10 protein-coding genes are annotated in these 13,939 nt (G+C 73.7%); 3 read left to right on the plus strand and 7 right to left on the minus strand.

Translation table 11 applies throughout. From position 1 onward, the window contains the following. Positions 1-19: 19 nt before the first annotated feature. Complete coding sequence (locus ACH4D3_RS31210; RefSeq protein ID WP_398328976.1) at positions 20-673, minus strand: TetR/AcrR family transcriptional regulator; 654 nt, start codon at positions 671-673, stop codon at positions 20-22. Between the two features lie 328 nt (positions 674-1,001). Between ACH4D3_RS31210 and ACH4D3_RS31215 the strand changes: the two genes are divergently transcribed. Further along, entirely contained in the window at positions 1,002-2,300 is a 1,299-nt protein-coding gene (locus ACH4D3_RS31215) for a M6 family metalloprotease domain-containing protein (protein WP_398328979.1), read from the plus strand. 59 nt (positions 2,301-2,359) lie between these two features. Then, on the plus strand, positions 2,360-3,934 hold the full coding sequence (locus tag ACH4D3_RS31220) for an IclR family transcriptional regulator C-terminal domain-containing protein (protein ID WP_398328982.1): 1,575 nt from the start codon (positions 2,360-2,362) through the stop codon (positions 3,932-3,934). 212 nt (positions 3,935-4,146) lie between these two features. On the opposite strand, the gene ACH4D3_RS31225 is transcribed toward ACH4D3_RS31220, so the two are convergent. The 6 genes from ACH4D3_RS31225 to ACH4D3_RS31250 are packed head-to-tail and all read right to left on the minus strand — an operon-like array spanning position 4,147 to position 10,545. Further along, positions 4,147-5,553 (minus strand): class II 3-deoxy-7-phosphoheptulonate synthase, encoded by a 1,407-nt coding sequence (locus tag ACH4D3_RS31225; protein WP_398328985.1) that lies wholly within the window; start codon positions 5,551-5,553, stop codon positions 4,147-4,149. After that, a complete protein-coding gene (gene trpC, locus ACH4D3_RS31230; RefSeq protein WP_398328988.1) occupies positions 5,550-6,326 on the minus strand; it encodes an indole-3-glycerol phosphate synthase TrpC in 777 nt (258 codons plus the stop codon). The genes ACH4D3_RS31225 and trpC overlap by 4 nt, the downstream gene beginning before the upstream one ends. After that, positions 6,323-7,354, minus strand: a complete 1,032-nt coding sequence (gene trpD, locus ACH4D3_RS31235; protein WP_398328990.1) for an anthranilate phosphoribosyltransferase — start codon at positions 7,352-7,354, stop codon at positions 6,323-6,325. The genes trpC and trpD overlap by 4 nt, the downstream gene beginning before the upstream one ends. Beyond that, the gene (locus tag ACH4D3_RS31240; protein WP_398329068.1) at positions 7,347-7,943 is read right to left on the minus strand and encodes an anthranilate synthase component II; all 597 of its coding nucleotides are present in this window, start codon (positions 7,941-7,943) and stop codon (positions 7,347-7,349) included. The genes trpD and ACH4D3_RS31240 overlap by 8 nt, the downstream gene beginning before the upstream one ends. A gap of 14 nt (positions 7,944-7,957) precedes the next feature. Further along, positions 7,958-9,502, minus strand: coding sequence for an anthranilate synthase component I family protein (locus ACH4D3_RS31245; protein ID WP_398328993.1), 1,545 nt, complete (start codon positions 9,500-9,502; stop codon positions 7,958-7,960). Further along, a complete protein-coding gene (locus ACH4D3_RS31250) occupies positions 9,499-10,545 on the minus strand; it encodes a class I SAM-dependent methyltransferase (protein WP_398328996.1) in 1,047 nt (348 codons plus the stop codon). The genes ACH4D3_RS31245 and ACH4D3_RS31250 overlap by 4 nt, the downstream gene beginning before the upstream one ends. Before the next feature lie 264 nt (positions 10,546-10,809). On the opposite strand from ACH4D3_RS31250, the gene ACH4D3_RS31255 reads away from it, so the two are divergent. Continuing rightward, on the plus strand, positions 10,810-13,200 hold the full coding sequence (locus ACH4D3_RS31255) for an HAD-IC family P-type ATPase (protein ID WP_398328999.1): 2,391 nt from the start codon (positions 10,810-10,812) through the stop codon (positions 13,198-13,200). Positions 13,201-13,939: the final 739 nt, after the last annotated feature.

Raw genomic sequence — 13,939 nt, forward strand, 5'->3', positions numbered from 1 at the left:
ATTGGTGGTACTGGCGGTACTACTGGTCGCAGGGCCTGCGCAGGTCCTCCAGAGTCACGGCCGTACCCGGGAGGGCGGAGCGGGCCGGAGCCCGCAGCCCGTCCAGGAACAGCTGAAGATGGCGATGGACGAACCGGTCGGCACTCACGCACCCCGTACCGGCCGGGGGCCGGCTGAGCTGGGCGGCGGCGATCATCACATCGCCCACGCCCACGTCGCCGCGGAGCTGACCGGCCGCCTTCGCCCGGTCCATGACCTCGGCGACCAGGCGCTCGACCCGTCCGCGGGCCGCCTCCAGGTCGGGGTGGTGCTGGTCGAAGGAGCTGGCCACCATGGGGCACAGGGCGCTGATCCGCTCGTCGACGGAGGCGTGCACGAAGCGCTCCAGCGCCTCGAACGCGTCGCCCGTCTCCGCGAGGGCCAGCTCGGCCGCCCGGGCCGTACGGTCCATGACCGAGCAGACGACCTCGCGGGCGAGGGCGTCACGGTCGGGGAAGTTGCGGTACACCGTGGCGTTGCCGACACCGGCCCGGCGGGCGACGTCGTCGAGCGGCACGTCCGGCCCGTGCTCGACGAACATCTCGCGGGCGGCGGCGACGATCCGCTCCCGATTGCGCAGAGCATCGGCGCGGGGCCGGGTCACCTTGCGCTGATCGGAGATCGCGGTCTGCACGGTGTACTCCTTCGTGTCTGTGGCGTCTGTGGTGTCTGTGAGGGTGTCGGTCACGGGTGTGACGACTGGGTTCACGATCCGGGGAGGGAATCCCCGTTTCGCTCGGACACAGGTCTAAACGGGGAAACGATCCCCGGTTATTTCCCGCATCCGAAGAACTTTCCGGTGACCTGGGTCACAGCACGGTCCCGGCCCGTCCCCCGGTCGGCGGCTACCGGTGAGAAACCCACGATCGGCCTCTCCAGCGCGCGCCCGCCCACCCCTCGGCACAGGGTGAGCGCAAGGGTGCAGCCGGTGTCGGGCGGCTGCCGTGGCCGGGGAGGTCCGCATGCAGCCGCCGCCGCAGGCGCAGCCGCCGAGCCGCCGCATACGCCCGCGCAGAGTGGCCGCCGCCGGGACCGTCGCCGTCCTGACCCTCGCGCTCAGCACCTCGGCCGGCACCGGCCGGCTCGCGCCCGGCACCTCGACCGCGGGCCCCGGCCCCGCCGCCCTCTCCCGCTCCTCCGCGCACGGCCCCTGCATGATCGGCGGCGGCGCCGAGATCCAGATGTCCGAGGGCGTGCCCACCGCCACCGGCTACGCCCGCTCGACCGGCACCGTCCGGGCCCTCAACCTGATGATCGACTTCTCGGACGCGCCCGGCGAGGGCAAGGCGCTCGACCGGTACGCGGAGTTCTTCCCGCAGACCGAGGAGTGGTTCCGCACCAGCAGCTACGGCCGCCTCGACTACCGCCCCGAGACCCCGGTCCGGGACTGGCTGCGGATGCCCGAGTCCTTCGCGGAGTACGGCATAGAGCGCGGCGCCCCCTTCGAACCCGGCTACCGCAAACTGGTCCAGGACCTGGTCGCGGCGGCCGACTCCAAGGTCGACTTCCGCTCGTACGACCTCCTGAACGTCCTGGTCACCCCGAACGCGGGCCCCTCCGCCCTGGACACCGTCCTGTCCGTGACCTTCGCCGGGAACCAGGAGGCCCCGGTCGCCGACGGCGTGCCGGTGGCCAACGCCTCCTTCGTCTACTCCCGCCAGGACGACGGCTCCGGCTCCTACGACGAGACCGGCTACCGCGTGCTCCCGCACGAGAACGGCCACGTCTTCGGCCTCCCGGACCTCTACACCCAGGAGGGCGGAGGTGCCGTCGGCCACTGGGACATCATGAGCGAGGACTGGGGCGCCAACAACGACCTCCTGGGCTGGCACAAGTGGAAGCTGGGCTGGCTCGACCCGTCCCAGGTGCACTGCGCCTCCGCGCCGGGGACCACGGAGTACACGCTGACCCCGCTGGCCCGCAAGGGCGGCGACAAGCTGGTCGTCCTCCCGCTGAGCGGCACCTCCGGCTACGCCGTCGAACTGCGCACCCGCGAGGGCAACGACGAGACGGTGTGCCGGCCCGGCGTACTGATCTACAAGGTCGACGCGGACGTCGACACCGGCATGGGCCCGGTACGGGTGTACGACTCGCGGCGCGACAGCGGCGGCTGCACCCGCAGCCCCAACGTCCACGCCGAACTCTCGGACGCCGCCTTCACCCCGGGCGAGACCTTCGAGGACCCGCGCAAGGGCGTCACGATCAAGGTGTCGGAGAAGGACGGCGAGGGAGACGTCCGGGTGCGGGTGACACGCAGGTGACGGCCGGACGATCGGGGCTACCGTAGGCGACCTGCCGTGATCGCCGTACCGGAGAGCCGATGCCCGCCCACACCACTCACGACGCCGCCCGCGACGAGGCGGTCGCGCCGCTGCTGCGCGGCATCGCCGTACTCGGCCGGCTGACCGGGGCGGACCACGGCACCCTCAGCCTCAGTGCCCTGGAGCGGACCACCGGGCTGGCCCGCTCCACGGTCGACCGCCTCACCGCGACCCTCGCCCGCATGGGATACGTCCGGCTGGACGGCCGCGACGTGACCCTGGCCCCCCGCCTGATGGAGCTCGGCAACGCCTATCTCGCCGCGCTCCGCCTCCCCGCCCTGCTCTCCGCGCGCGCCGACGACCTGGCCGACGCACTGGACGAGTCCGTGTCCCTGGCCGTCGGCGACCGGGACGGCATCCGCTTCATCCACCAGGCCACCCGCCGCCGCGCCATGTCCCTGAGCTTCCGCATCGGCGACCTGCTGCCGGCCGAACGCACCGCCCCGGGGCCGCTGTTCGCCGCGCAATGGACCGCACCGGACTGGCGGCACTGGCGGGAGCGCCGGGCCGCGGACCCGGCAGACCACTCCTTCCCCGCCGTGCCGCCACGCGAACACGACGCCCCCGACGAGGACTTCGCCCGGCGGGCGGCGAGGGCGGCGGCCGACGGCTGGGCGCTGGACGACCAGCTGATCGAACCGGGCCTGGTCGCGGTCTCGGTCCCGGTACGGGACCCCGGCACCGGCCGGGTGGCGTGCGTGGCCAGCGTGGTGAGCCACACCAGCCGCCACACGGCAGCGGACCTGCGGGCCGCCCTGCTCCCCCGGCTGCGCGCGGCGGTCGCGGCGATGGAGGACGACCTGCGCGCCGCACCGGCCCCGCAGCCGGGACCGCCGCGCACCGGCCTGGCCCTGTGGACGGGCGCCTCCAAGCAGGAACTGGGCCGGGAGTTCGTCGAGTCCCTGGCCCGCGGCCTGACCGTACTGACCGCCTTCGGCGAGGGCCGCTCCGCGCTGACCCTGGCCCAGGTCGCCGAGGCGACCGGCCTGGCCCGCGCGACCGCCCGCCGGGCACTGATCACCCACACCCGGGCGGGCCTGGTGGCGCCCGCCGCCGACCACACCTTCACCCTCACTCCCCGGGTGCTGTCCCTCGGCTTCCCGCCGCTGTCCCGCACCTCCCTCCCCGAGATCGCCCAGCCCCACCTGACCGCGCTGGCCGAGCGGGTCCACGAGTCGGCGTCCCTCGCCGTCCTGTCGGACTCGGGCGAGGAGATCCAGTACACGGCCCGCGCGTCCGCGGCCCGCGTGCTGAGCGCCCGGGTCACGGTCGGCACCCGGCTGCCGGCCCGTGCGACGGCGCTGGGCCGGGTCCTGCTGGCCCTGCCCGAGGTCCGGGCGCGGGGCTACGCCCTGGTCGACGAGGAACTGGAGGCCGGGCTGCGCGCCATCGCGGTCCCGGTGCGGGACCGTACGGGGCGGGTGGTGGCGGCCCTGAACATCGCGCTGCACGCGGCCCGCCGGACGGCGGACGACTGCGTGGCGCATCTTCTGCCGGAGCTGCGGCACACGGCGGACCTGGTCGAGGCCGAGCTGCGGGTGGCGGGGCGCTTCTGCCGCGTGTCGGCCGTCTGACCGGGGGCGGGCAGGCAGCGGCCCGGGGGCGGCGGGTCCGGACTCTGCGGACCCGCCGCCCCCGGGCCGGTTGCGCCAGGAGCCTGCGGGGGAATTTCAGGCCCCTGCGCACGAGGGTACGGAGACCGTTCGCGGCGGCGCACCTGGCGTTCGTCAGGTAGGGGTCTTACCTTCGGCAGTACGACGGCCGACCCCCGCCCACGCTCCCGCCCTCACGCCCCGCCGCGCAGTTCGCGCAGGAACCGGGCCACGCGGAAGGCGAGTTCGATCGACTGGGCGGCGTTCAGCCGGGGATCGCAGGCCGTCTCGTACCGGCTGGCCAGGTGGGTGTCCAGCACCTCGTCGAGGTCGCCGCCGAGGCACTCGGTGACGTCGTCGCCGGTGAGTTCGAGATGGATGCCACCCGGGTGCAGGCCCTCCTCGCGGTGCGCCGCGAAGAACTCGGCCACCTCGGTGGTGATGTCCGACAGCCGGCGGGTCTTGTAGCCGCTTTCGGAGACGAAGGTGTTCCCGTGCATGGGGTCGCAGGCCCACACCGGAGCGTGCCCGGCGTCCCGCACCGCCCGCAGCAGCGGCGGCAGCAGCTCCGCGCCCCGCCCGGCACCGAGCCTGCTGATCAGGACCAGCCTGCCCGGCGCCCGGTCCGGGTCCAGCCGCTCGCACAGTTCCCGCAGGTCGGCGGCGCTCATGGTGGGCCCCACCTTGACGCCGACCGGGTTGTCCACCCCGGCGAGCTGTTCCACGTGCGCGCCGTCGGCGCGGCGGGTGCGGTCGCCGATCCACAGCAGGTGCGCACTGGTGTCGAACCAGGCCCGCCGCTTCTCGTCGTACCGGGTCAGCGCCTGCTCGTACTGCGGCAGCAGCGCCTCGTGCGAGGTGTAGAGCTGGACCTGGTGCAGGGCGGCCTGGGAGCGGGTGTCCAGGCCGCAGGCGGACATGAACCTGAGGGCCCAGGTGATGTCGTCGGCGGCCTTCTCGTAACGCTGTCCGGCGGAGCTGCGCCGGACGAACTCCTGGTTCCAGTCGTGGACCTGGCCCAGGTCGGCGTAGCCGCCCAGGGTCAGCGCCCGCAGCACGTTCAGGGCCGCCGAGGCGTGGTGGTAGGCGCTCAGCAGCCGGCCCGGGTCCGGACGGCGGGCCTCGGCGGTGAACTCGGGGCCGTTGACGATGTCCCCGCGGTAGGCGGGCAGTTCGACGCCGTCGACGGTCTCCGTGGGGCGGCTGCGGGGCTTGCCGAACTGACCGGCGATCCGGCCCACCTTCACCACCGGCAGCCCGGAGCCGTAGGTGAGCAGGATGGCCACCTGGAGGATGACCCGCAGCTTGCCGCGCACCCCGGCCTCGGTGCAGGAACCGAACCGCTCCGCGCAGTCGCCCGCCTGGAGCAGGAAGCCCTCCCCCGCGGCGACCTGGGCAAGCGAGCGGCGCAGGTCGAGGATCTCGTCGGGCAGCACCAGGGGCGGCCTGAGCGCGAGGGCGTCCTCCACACCGCGCAGTTCCCCGGGGTCGGGCCACTCCGGCTGCTGCGCGGCCGGCCGGCTCCGCCACGAGCCGGGGCTCCATCCGCCCCGCCCGGCGTCGGCCGGGCGGGGTTGCGTGTACGTGTCGCTCGCCGTCATCCGACCAGTTCCTTGATCGTGGCGCCGGGGTCACCGGCCCGCATGAGCAGTTCTCCGACCAGGACCGCGTCCACCCCGGCCGCTTCCAGCGCGCGGGCGTCGGGTGCGCCGCGGACGCCGCTCTCCCCGACCATGACCCGCCCGGTGCCGACCCGCCCCCGCAGCCGGGCCGAAAGGGTCCGGTCGATCGAGAAGTCCCGCAGGTCGCGGTGGTTGACGCCGATCACGTCGGCGCCCGCGTCGAGGGCCACGTCCACTTCCCGTTCGTCGTGCACCTCGACCAGCGCCTCCATGCCGCAGGCACGGGTGCGGGCCAGGAGCGCGGCGAGCCGTGCGGGACCGAGCGCGGCGACGATCAGCAGCAGGGCGTCGGCGCCGAGCGCCCGGGCCTCCAGGATCTGGTACTCGTCGACGACGAAGTCCTTGCGCAGCACCGGCAGTTCGCAGGCGGCGCGGGCGACGGCCAGGTGGTCCGGGCTGCCGCCGAAGCCCGACTCGTGGGTGAGCACCGACACGGCGTGGGCGCCGCCGTCCTGATAGGCGCGGGCCAGTTCGGCCGGCCGGTAGTCGTCGGTGAGCGGCCCCTTGGAGGGGCTGCGGGGCTTCATCTCGGCGATGACGCCGAGCCCCGGTTCGCGCAGCGCGGCGGCGAAGTCCCGGGCCGGGGGCGCCGCGGCGGCCAGCTCGGTCAGCTTCGCCTCGGTGCGCAGCGCGCGCCGGCGCCCGGTCTGCAGCTCGGCCTCGGCGACGAGGCCGGCGAGGAGGCCGCTCATGCCGGCACCTCCACCAGGTCGGCCCGCTGCCAGGAGGCGTGGGCCCAGCGTTCGAGCAGGTCGGCGGCGGCGCCCCCGTCGACGGCGGACGCGGCCAGCCGCAGCCCGTCGGACCAGGTACCGGCCAGGTCGGCGACCCGCAGCGCCGCGGCGGCGTTGAGCAGGACGACGTCCCGCGCGGGTCCGCGCCCGCCGGCCAGGACACGGCGCAGGACGGCCGCGTTGACGGCGCGGTCGCCGCCGGCCAGGTCGCCGGGGCGGGACCGGTCCAGCCCGTGCTCGGCGGGGTCGAAGCGGTGGGCGGTGCGCCGTCCGTCGCGCAGTTCGACCAGGTGGGCGGGTGCACCGGTGCTCAGTTCGTCCATGCCGTCCGCGCTGTGGAAGACCAGGGCGCGGGTGACGCCGAGCCGTTCGAGGACCTCGGTCATCGGCTCCACCAGCTCGCGGCTCGGCACCCCCAGGGTGCGCAGCCGGGCGCCCGAGGGGTTGCACAGGGGACCCAGCAGGTTGAAGACGGTCCGCGCGCCCACCTCCCGGCGCGGTCCCGCCGTGTGCCGGAAGGCCGGGTGGAAGACCGGGGCGAACAGGAAGGTGATCCCGGTGCGGTCCAGGCAGGCGGCGGCCTCCTCGGCACCGAGGTCGATGCGGACGCCCAGTTCCTCCAGCACGTCGGCGCTGCCGCAGGCGGAGGACGCGCTGCGGTTGCCGTGCTTGGCGACCCGTACCCCGCAGGCGGCGGCGACGATCGCGGCGGCGGTGGAGATGTTGAAGGTGTTCAGCCCGTCGCCGCCGGTCCCGCAGGTGTCGAGCAGATCACCGCCCGCACACCGGACCGGGGTGGCGAACTCCTGGGCGGCGCGGGCCATGCCGACCAGGTCGTCGGCGGAGGCGCCGCGCACCGTGACGGCCAGCGCGAAAGCGGCGATCTGGGCGGCCGTGGCCTCGCCGCGCATGATCACGCGCATCGCGTCGGCCGCCTCGGCCTCGGTGAGGGGCCGCCGTACGAGTGTTCTCAATGACTCAATCATCGGCGCACTCCAGGAAGTTCGCGATCAGCTGCTTGCCCTCGGGGCTGAGCACCGACTCCGGGTGGAACTGCACCCCGTGGACCGGGTGCGTGCGGTGGCGCAGGCCCATGACCGTGCCGTCCGCGGTGCGGGCGGTGACGGTCAGCTCGTCCGGCAGGCCGGCGGGTTCGACGACGAGCGAGTGGTAGCGGGTGGCGGTGAACGGGTCGGGCAGGCCGGCGAAGACTCCGCCGCCGTCGTGGTGCACGGCACTGGCCTTGCCGTGCACCTGCTCGCCGCGCACCACCGAGCCGCCGTAGGCGACGGCGACCGCCTGGTGTCCCAGGCACACGCCGAGGACGGGCAGCCGTGCGCCGAGTTCGCGGACCGCGGCCACGCAGATGCCGGCGCCGTCGGGGGTGCCGGGGCCCGGCGAGAGCAGCAGCAGGTCGAATCCGGCGAGGTCGGCGACGGTGACGGCGTCGTTGCGGAACACCGTGGGGCGGCCGCCCAGTTCGGCGACGTAGTGGACGAGGTTGTAGGTGAACGAGTCGTAGTTGTCGATCACCGCGACGCGCGGGCCCGCGCGGGTGCCGGTGGCGGCGCTCATTCCGGTGGGGGCGCTCATGCCGCCGCCTCCGCCCGCCGTACGGCCGTGAGCATGGCGCGCGACTTGTGCAGGGTCTCGCGGAACTCGGCCGCGGGGTCGGAGTCGGCGACGATCCCGGCGCCCGCCTGCACGTGCACCTGCCCGTCGGCGACGACCATGGTGCGCAGCGCGATCGCGAAGTCGGTCAGCCCGTCCGCGCCGACGAAGCCGAGGGCGCCGCCGTACACCCCGCGCTGCTCGGGCTCCAGCTCGGCGATGATCTCCATGGCCCGGATCTTGGGCGCCCCGGAGAGCGTTCCGGCGGGGAAGGCGGAGCGCAGGGCGTCCAGCGCGTCCCGGCCCTCGGCGAGCCGGCCGCGCACGGTGGACGACAGGTGCATCACGTGGGAGAAGCGCTCGACCCGCATCAGCCGCTCCACCCGGACCGTGCCCGGTTCGGTGACCCGGCCCAGGTCGTTGCGGCCGAGGTCGACCAGCATGACGTGTTCGGCGCGTTCCTTCTCGTCGGCGCGCAACTCCCGTTCCAGCCGCAGGTCCTCGGCGGGGTCGGGGTGGCGGGGCCGGGTGCCCGCGAGGGGCCGGGTGCGCACCGTGCGGCCCTCCGCCTTGACGAGCAGCTCGGGCGAGGCGCCGATCACGTGCCGGCCGCCGCCCAGGCTCAGGTGGTACATGTACGGCGAGGGGTTGGTGGCCCGCAGGTGCCGGTACAGGTCGAGCGGCCGGGCGCGCAGCGGCCTGCTGAGCCGCCGGGAGAGCACGATCTGGAAGGCGTCACCGGCCGCGATGTACTCCCGGGCGCGGGCGACCCGTTCGGTGAAGCCGTCCTCGGTGAGGTTCGCGGTCCAGCCCTGCGTCCCGTCCTCCGCCGGTGTGTCGGCGGTGAGCGGACGCCCGGCGAAGACGGCGGGCGCCGGCGCGCGGCGCAGCGCCCGGTTGAGGCGCACGATGCGGGCGACGGCGTCGTCGTAGGTCTCGCGGGCCGGGCGGTACAGGGTCATCAGCAGGACGCGCCGGGTCGCGTGGTCGAAGACGACGAGGTCGTCGGCGGCGAGGAAGGCGGACTCGGGCAGTCCGGGCGGCGGACCGGCGGCCCGGGGCAGGTCCTCGAAATGGCGGGCCGCCTCGTACCCGAGGTAGCCGACGACCCCGCCGTGGAACGGCGGCAGTCCGGGCACCGGCGCCACGGACCGGGCCAGGCGGGACCGCAGCGCGGTCAGCGGGTCGCCGCCGGGCAGTTCGAGCGGGACCGGGCGGTGGCCGACGTACGAGTACCGTGCCACGCCGCCGGAGACCGGCACGCTCTCCAGCAGGAAGCCCGCCTCGTCCGGTCCGCACAGCTGGGCGAAGGCGGTGACGGGGCTGACCGAGTCGTCCAGGAACTCCTGGTGGAGCGGGACGACGTCGTGCTCGCGGGCGAGTGCCGCGGCGGCGGCGCGGTGCGGGACGGTGGCGCGGGCGGCCTCGTCGGCCTCCGGTGCGCCCTGCCCGTCGCGCGCGTCCTGTGCGTCCTGTGCGTCCGCCGTGGGCGCCGTGGGTGCCTCGGCGGCGTGGGTGGTCATGCCGCCTTCCCGGCGGTGGCCGAGACCCGGCCCACTCCGACGACGGCACGCCGCGGAATGGTGATCCGCCACCCGCCGGTGCCCTCCTCCCGGCGCAGTTCGCTCGAGGCGAGGCCGCCCTCGGCGTCCGGGTAGCGGAAGACGGCCTTGGCGGTCTCGGCCACCCAGCGGTACGCCTCCCGCTCGGTGCGCCCCTCGAAGACCTTGACCAGGCCGTACATGTTCAGCAGGTACCGGCCGATCTCCAGCTCCGCCTCCTCGGGGGTGGCGGCGACCGCGGTGTAGGGGTCGTCGATCTCCACGACCTCGCGGTGGTCGTAGCCGGCCTTCTCCAGGTACCCCTCGATCTCGTCCCGGGTGAAGTGCAGGAACTTGTGGCCGGTCGCCGAGTACACGTCGGTGACCTCCTCGAACCACACGTCCACGGGCGAGCCGACGAGGAAGTCGTGCAGGACGAACGTGCCGCCGGGGCGGAGCATCCGGCGCGCCTCGGTGGCCACCGTCTGCCGGTCCGAGGGCGGCACGTGGTGCGAGCCGTAGGCCAGCAGTACGGCGTCGACGCTGTGGTCGCGCAGCAGCGGCTGCTCGGCCCGCTGGAGCAGGGCGGGCACACCGGCCGCCCACGCCGTGGTCACCATGTGGGGGGACGCGTCGCAGGTGAGGATGGTGAAGTCGCCGATGCCCAGGTCCTCGCAGACCTTGCGCACCAGTCCGTCGCCGCCGAGCAGGTCGACCAGCACCGGCCGGTCCCCGTCCGGGGTGCGCCGGGCGGTCTCGGCGAAGCCGAGGAGCTTCCTGATCCCCGTCTCGCGGGCGCGCCGGTTGAGGGCCTGGGCCTGTACGTACTCCACGCCCCGGCTGCCCTCCCCGTCGGCGCCGAAATCGTCGTGCCGCCCCGGGGCGCTGCCCCTGGCCGCCTCCCAGGCGGCGATCCGCCGCGGGTCGGCGAGGGCGTGCAGCTCGGGGTGGCTCCGCCGCAGTTCCGCCAGCTGCCCCTGCACGTCGTCCCCGGTCACGGTGGGTCCGCTCGTCTGTGCGCGCATGCGTCGGGATCTCCTCGGGTGGGGGTGGACGCGGGCAGGACGCTGCCCGCCGGGCCTGCGGGCACGACGGTAGGAGCGCCAACTTTCTCCTCGATATCGATTGGATTTCGCCCCGCCGGGCCAGGATCCGTCCCTGTCGAAAGTAAGGCCCAAGAGACGTCGTTCGTGCCTGGTGACGTCGGATGACTGGCTCCTACAGTCACTTCGCGGGGGACGCGGCCGAGACGGAACTGAGCGCGGAGTCGAGCCCGGAGGGCGTCAGGGATGAAGAACCAGTTGGACGAGCCGGGGGGCGCGGTCCGCGTCGGCGGGGGTGGCGGCCTGAGCGCGGCGGAGGTCGCCGAACGGGTCGCGGCGGGGCAGGTCAACGACGTACCGGCCCGGTCGAGCCGCACGGTCGGGGAGATCGTCCGCAGCAACCTGTTCACCCGCATCAACGCGATCATCGGGGTGCTGTTCGTCATCGTGATGATCGTCGGGCCGGTGCAGGACGGTCTGTTCGGCGGCGTCATCCTCGCCAACACCGCGATCGGCATCATCCAGGAGGTGCGCGCCAAGCGGACCCTGGACCAGCTGGCGATCGTCGGCGAGAGCCGGCCCCGCGTGTGGCGGGACGGGCAGCGGCTCGAACTCAGCGCCTCCGAGATCGTCATCGACGACTCCATCGACCTCGGTCAGGGCGACAAGATCGTGGTGGACGGCACGGTCACCGCGGGCGACAACCTGGAGGTCGACGAGTCGCTGCTGACCGGCGAGGCCGACCCGGTGGTCAAGCAGCCCGGCGACCCGGTGATGTCCGGCAGCTTCGTGGTGGCCGGCTCGGGGACGTTCACCGCCACCCGGGTGGGCAAGGAGGCGTACGCCTCGCAGCTCGCCGACGAGGCGCGGCGCTTCAGCCTCGTCAACTCGGAGCTGCGCAACGGCATCGACCGGATCCTGAAGTTCGTCACCTACGCGATCGTCCCGGCGGGCATCGCGCTGATCATCACTCAGTTCGTGGTGAACGACGACAACTTCTCGGAGGCGATCCGGCGCATGGTGGGCGGTCTCGTCCCCATGGTGCCCGAGGGCCTGGTGCTGCTGACCTCGCTGGCCTTCGCGGTCGGTGTGGTCCGGCTCGGCAAGAAGCAGTGCCTCGTGCAGGAACTGCCCGCCATCGAGGGGCTGGCGCGGGTGGACACGGTCTGCCTGGACAAGACGGGCACGCTCACCGAGGCGTCGATGGACGTCGACGAGGTCCTTCCGCTGCTGCCGGAGCTGCCGGTCGACGCGGTGCTCGGCGCGCTGGGCGCCGCCGACGAGCGGCCCAACGCCAGCCTCCAGGCGATCATCGAGTCGTACCCCGCTCCCGAGGGCTGGCGGCGCACCGCCACCGCGCCGTTCTCGTCCGCCCGGCGCTGGAGCGGCGCCTCCTTCGTCGAGCCCTCCGGCACCGAGTCGGCGTGGCTGCTGGGGGCGCCGGACACCATGCTGCCGACCGGGCACTCGGTGCTCACCGCCGCCGACTCCTACGGAGCCCGGGGGCTGCGGGTCCTGCTCCTTGCGCGCAGCGACCGGCCGCTGGACGCGCTCATGGACGACCCCGCGGCCGTGCCCGCCGCGGTCACGGCGGCCGCGCTCGTCGTCATCAAGCAGCGGGTGCGGCCCGAGGCGCGGGCCACCCTGGAGTACTTCGCCGACCAGGGCGTCACGGCCAAGGTGATCTCGGGCGACAACGCGGTCTCGGTGGGGGCCGTGGCGTCGAGCCTGTCGCTGCCCGGTGCGGAACGGCCGGTGGACGCCCGGTTCCTGCCGGAGGACCCGGCGGAACTGGCCGACGCGGTCGAGGAGAACACCGTCTTCGGCCGGGTGGGGCCGCAGCAGAAGCGGGACATGGTGGGCGCGCTCCAGTCCCGCGGGCACACCGTGGCGATGACGGGCGACGGCGTCAACGACGTCCTCGCGCTCAAGGACGCGGACATCGGCGTGGGGATGGGCTCGGGCAGTCCGGCCACCCGGGCGGTCGCGCAGATCGTCCTGCTGAACAACAACTTCTCGGCGCTGCCCTCGGTGGTCGCGGAGGGGCGCCGGGTCATCGGCAACATCGAGCGGGTGGCCAACCTCTTCCTCACCAAGACCGTCTACTCGGTGCTGATGGCGCTGGTCGTCGTGATCGCCCAGGTGCCCTACCCGTTCCTGCCGCGCCACATCACCCTGGTCGGGTCGCTGACCATCGGCATCCCCGCGTTCTTCCTCGCCCTCGCGCCCAACAAGGAGCGGGCCCGCTCCAACTTCGTCGGCCGGGTCCTCAGGTTCGCGATCCCGGCCGGCGCGCTGGCGGCCACCGCGACCTCGGTCGCCTATCTGATCGCCCGGTCGGTGTACGACGACAACCTGGACGCCGAGACCTCGGCGGCGACCCTCGCGCTGTTCCTCACCGCCCTGTGGGCGCTGGCCGTCATCGCCCGCCCCTACACCTGGTGGCGCGTGCTGCTGGTGCTGACCATGGCGGTGAGCTTCGCCGTGGTGCTGGTGGTGCCCTACTTCCAGGAGTTCTTCCAGCTGAAGCTGGTCGGGGTCACCGCACCCTGGGCGGCGGTCGCCTGTGCGGCGGTCGCCGGGCTGGCGCTGGAGTTCGTGTGGGCACGGATGCGGCGTCGTCTCGACGCCGAGTGAGCCCACCGGGCGGTCGACCCCCGTACCGCCCGGTGAAGAGGAGGGGACGTCCGGTCCGTGCCGGGCGTCCCCTCCGTCTTTGTGCGCCCGCGCCGACCGGAACGACACGATCCGGCCAAACCTGCGCACCGGCGCGACCGGAGGAGCCGCCTCCGGGCCGCTCGCCGGGCGGCCCGCCGCGGCACCGGAACGAGCCCCGGCATCCGCCGCCACCAGCGGATTTCACATTCCTTACGCAATCACGGCGACAGCAACCGGCAGGTAACCTCGGGGCTGAATCCAGGCCACCGGGGAATAGCAAACCGCGCACTGACGAAAGCCAGGGCAGAGACCTGTCGAAAGTTGAGTGTTGGATTCAAAGAAGATCCGTATTATTCCGACTGCAGGCAGGGGGGAGCCGGCTACGAAGGAAAAATCCGCAGGTCACATTGGACCGGGTCGCAGGCAGCGCCGCACCGGCAACCACGACCGCGACTTTCGCGACGCTCCCCCCCTCGCACGGCCGCCCGGACACCGGTCCGGGCGCACGGACCCGAAGGGAAGTGAGGCTCACGCACAGACCGGCAGCACCTGACGCAGCGACCCGGACCCGGAGGTGAGTGACATGACGACGAGGCCCCGACCAGCGGTGAACCCGGCTGACCCGGCCGTAACGGAGTCTTCATGCCCGTGGCACCCGACGGCTTCGGAGAGTTTCGGCACGCAGACATCAGCACAACTTGACGCGGGGGTATCAAGA

The organism is Streptomyces sp. NPDC018026 (genome assembly GCF_044327745.1).
Taxonomy (GTDB): domain Bacteria; phylum Actinomycetota; class Actinomycetes; order Streptomycetales; family Streptomycetaceae; genus Streptomyces; species Streptomyces rubrogriseus.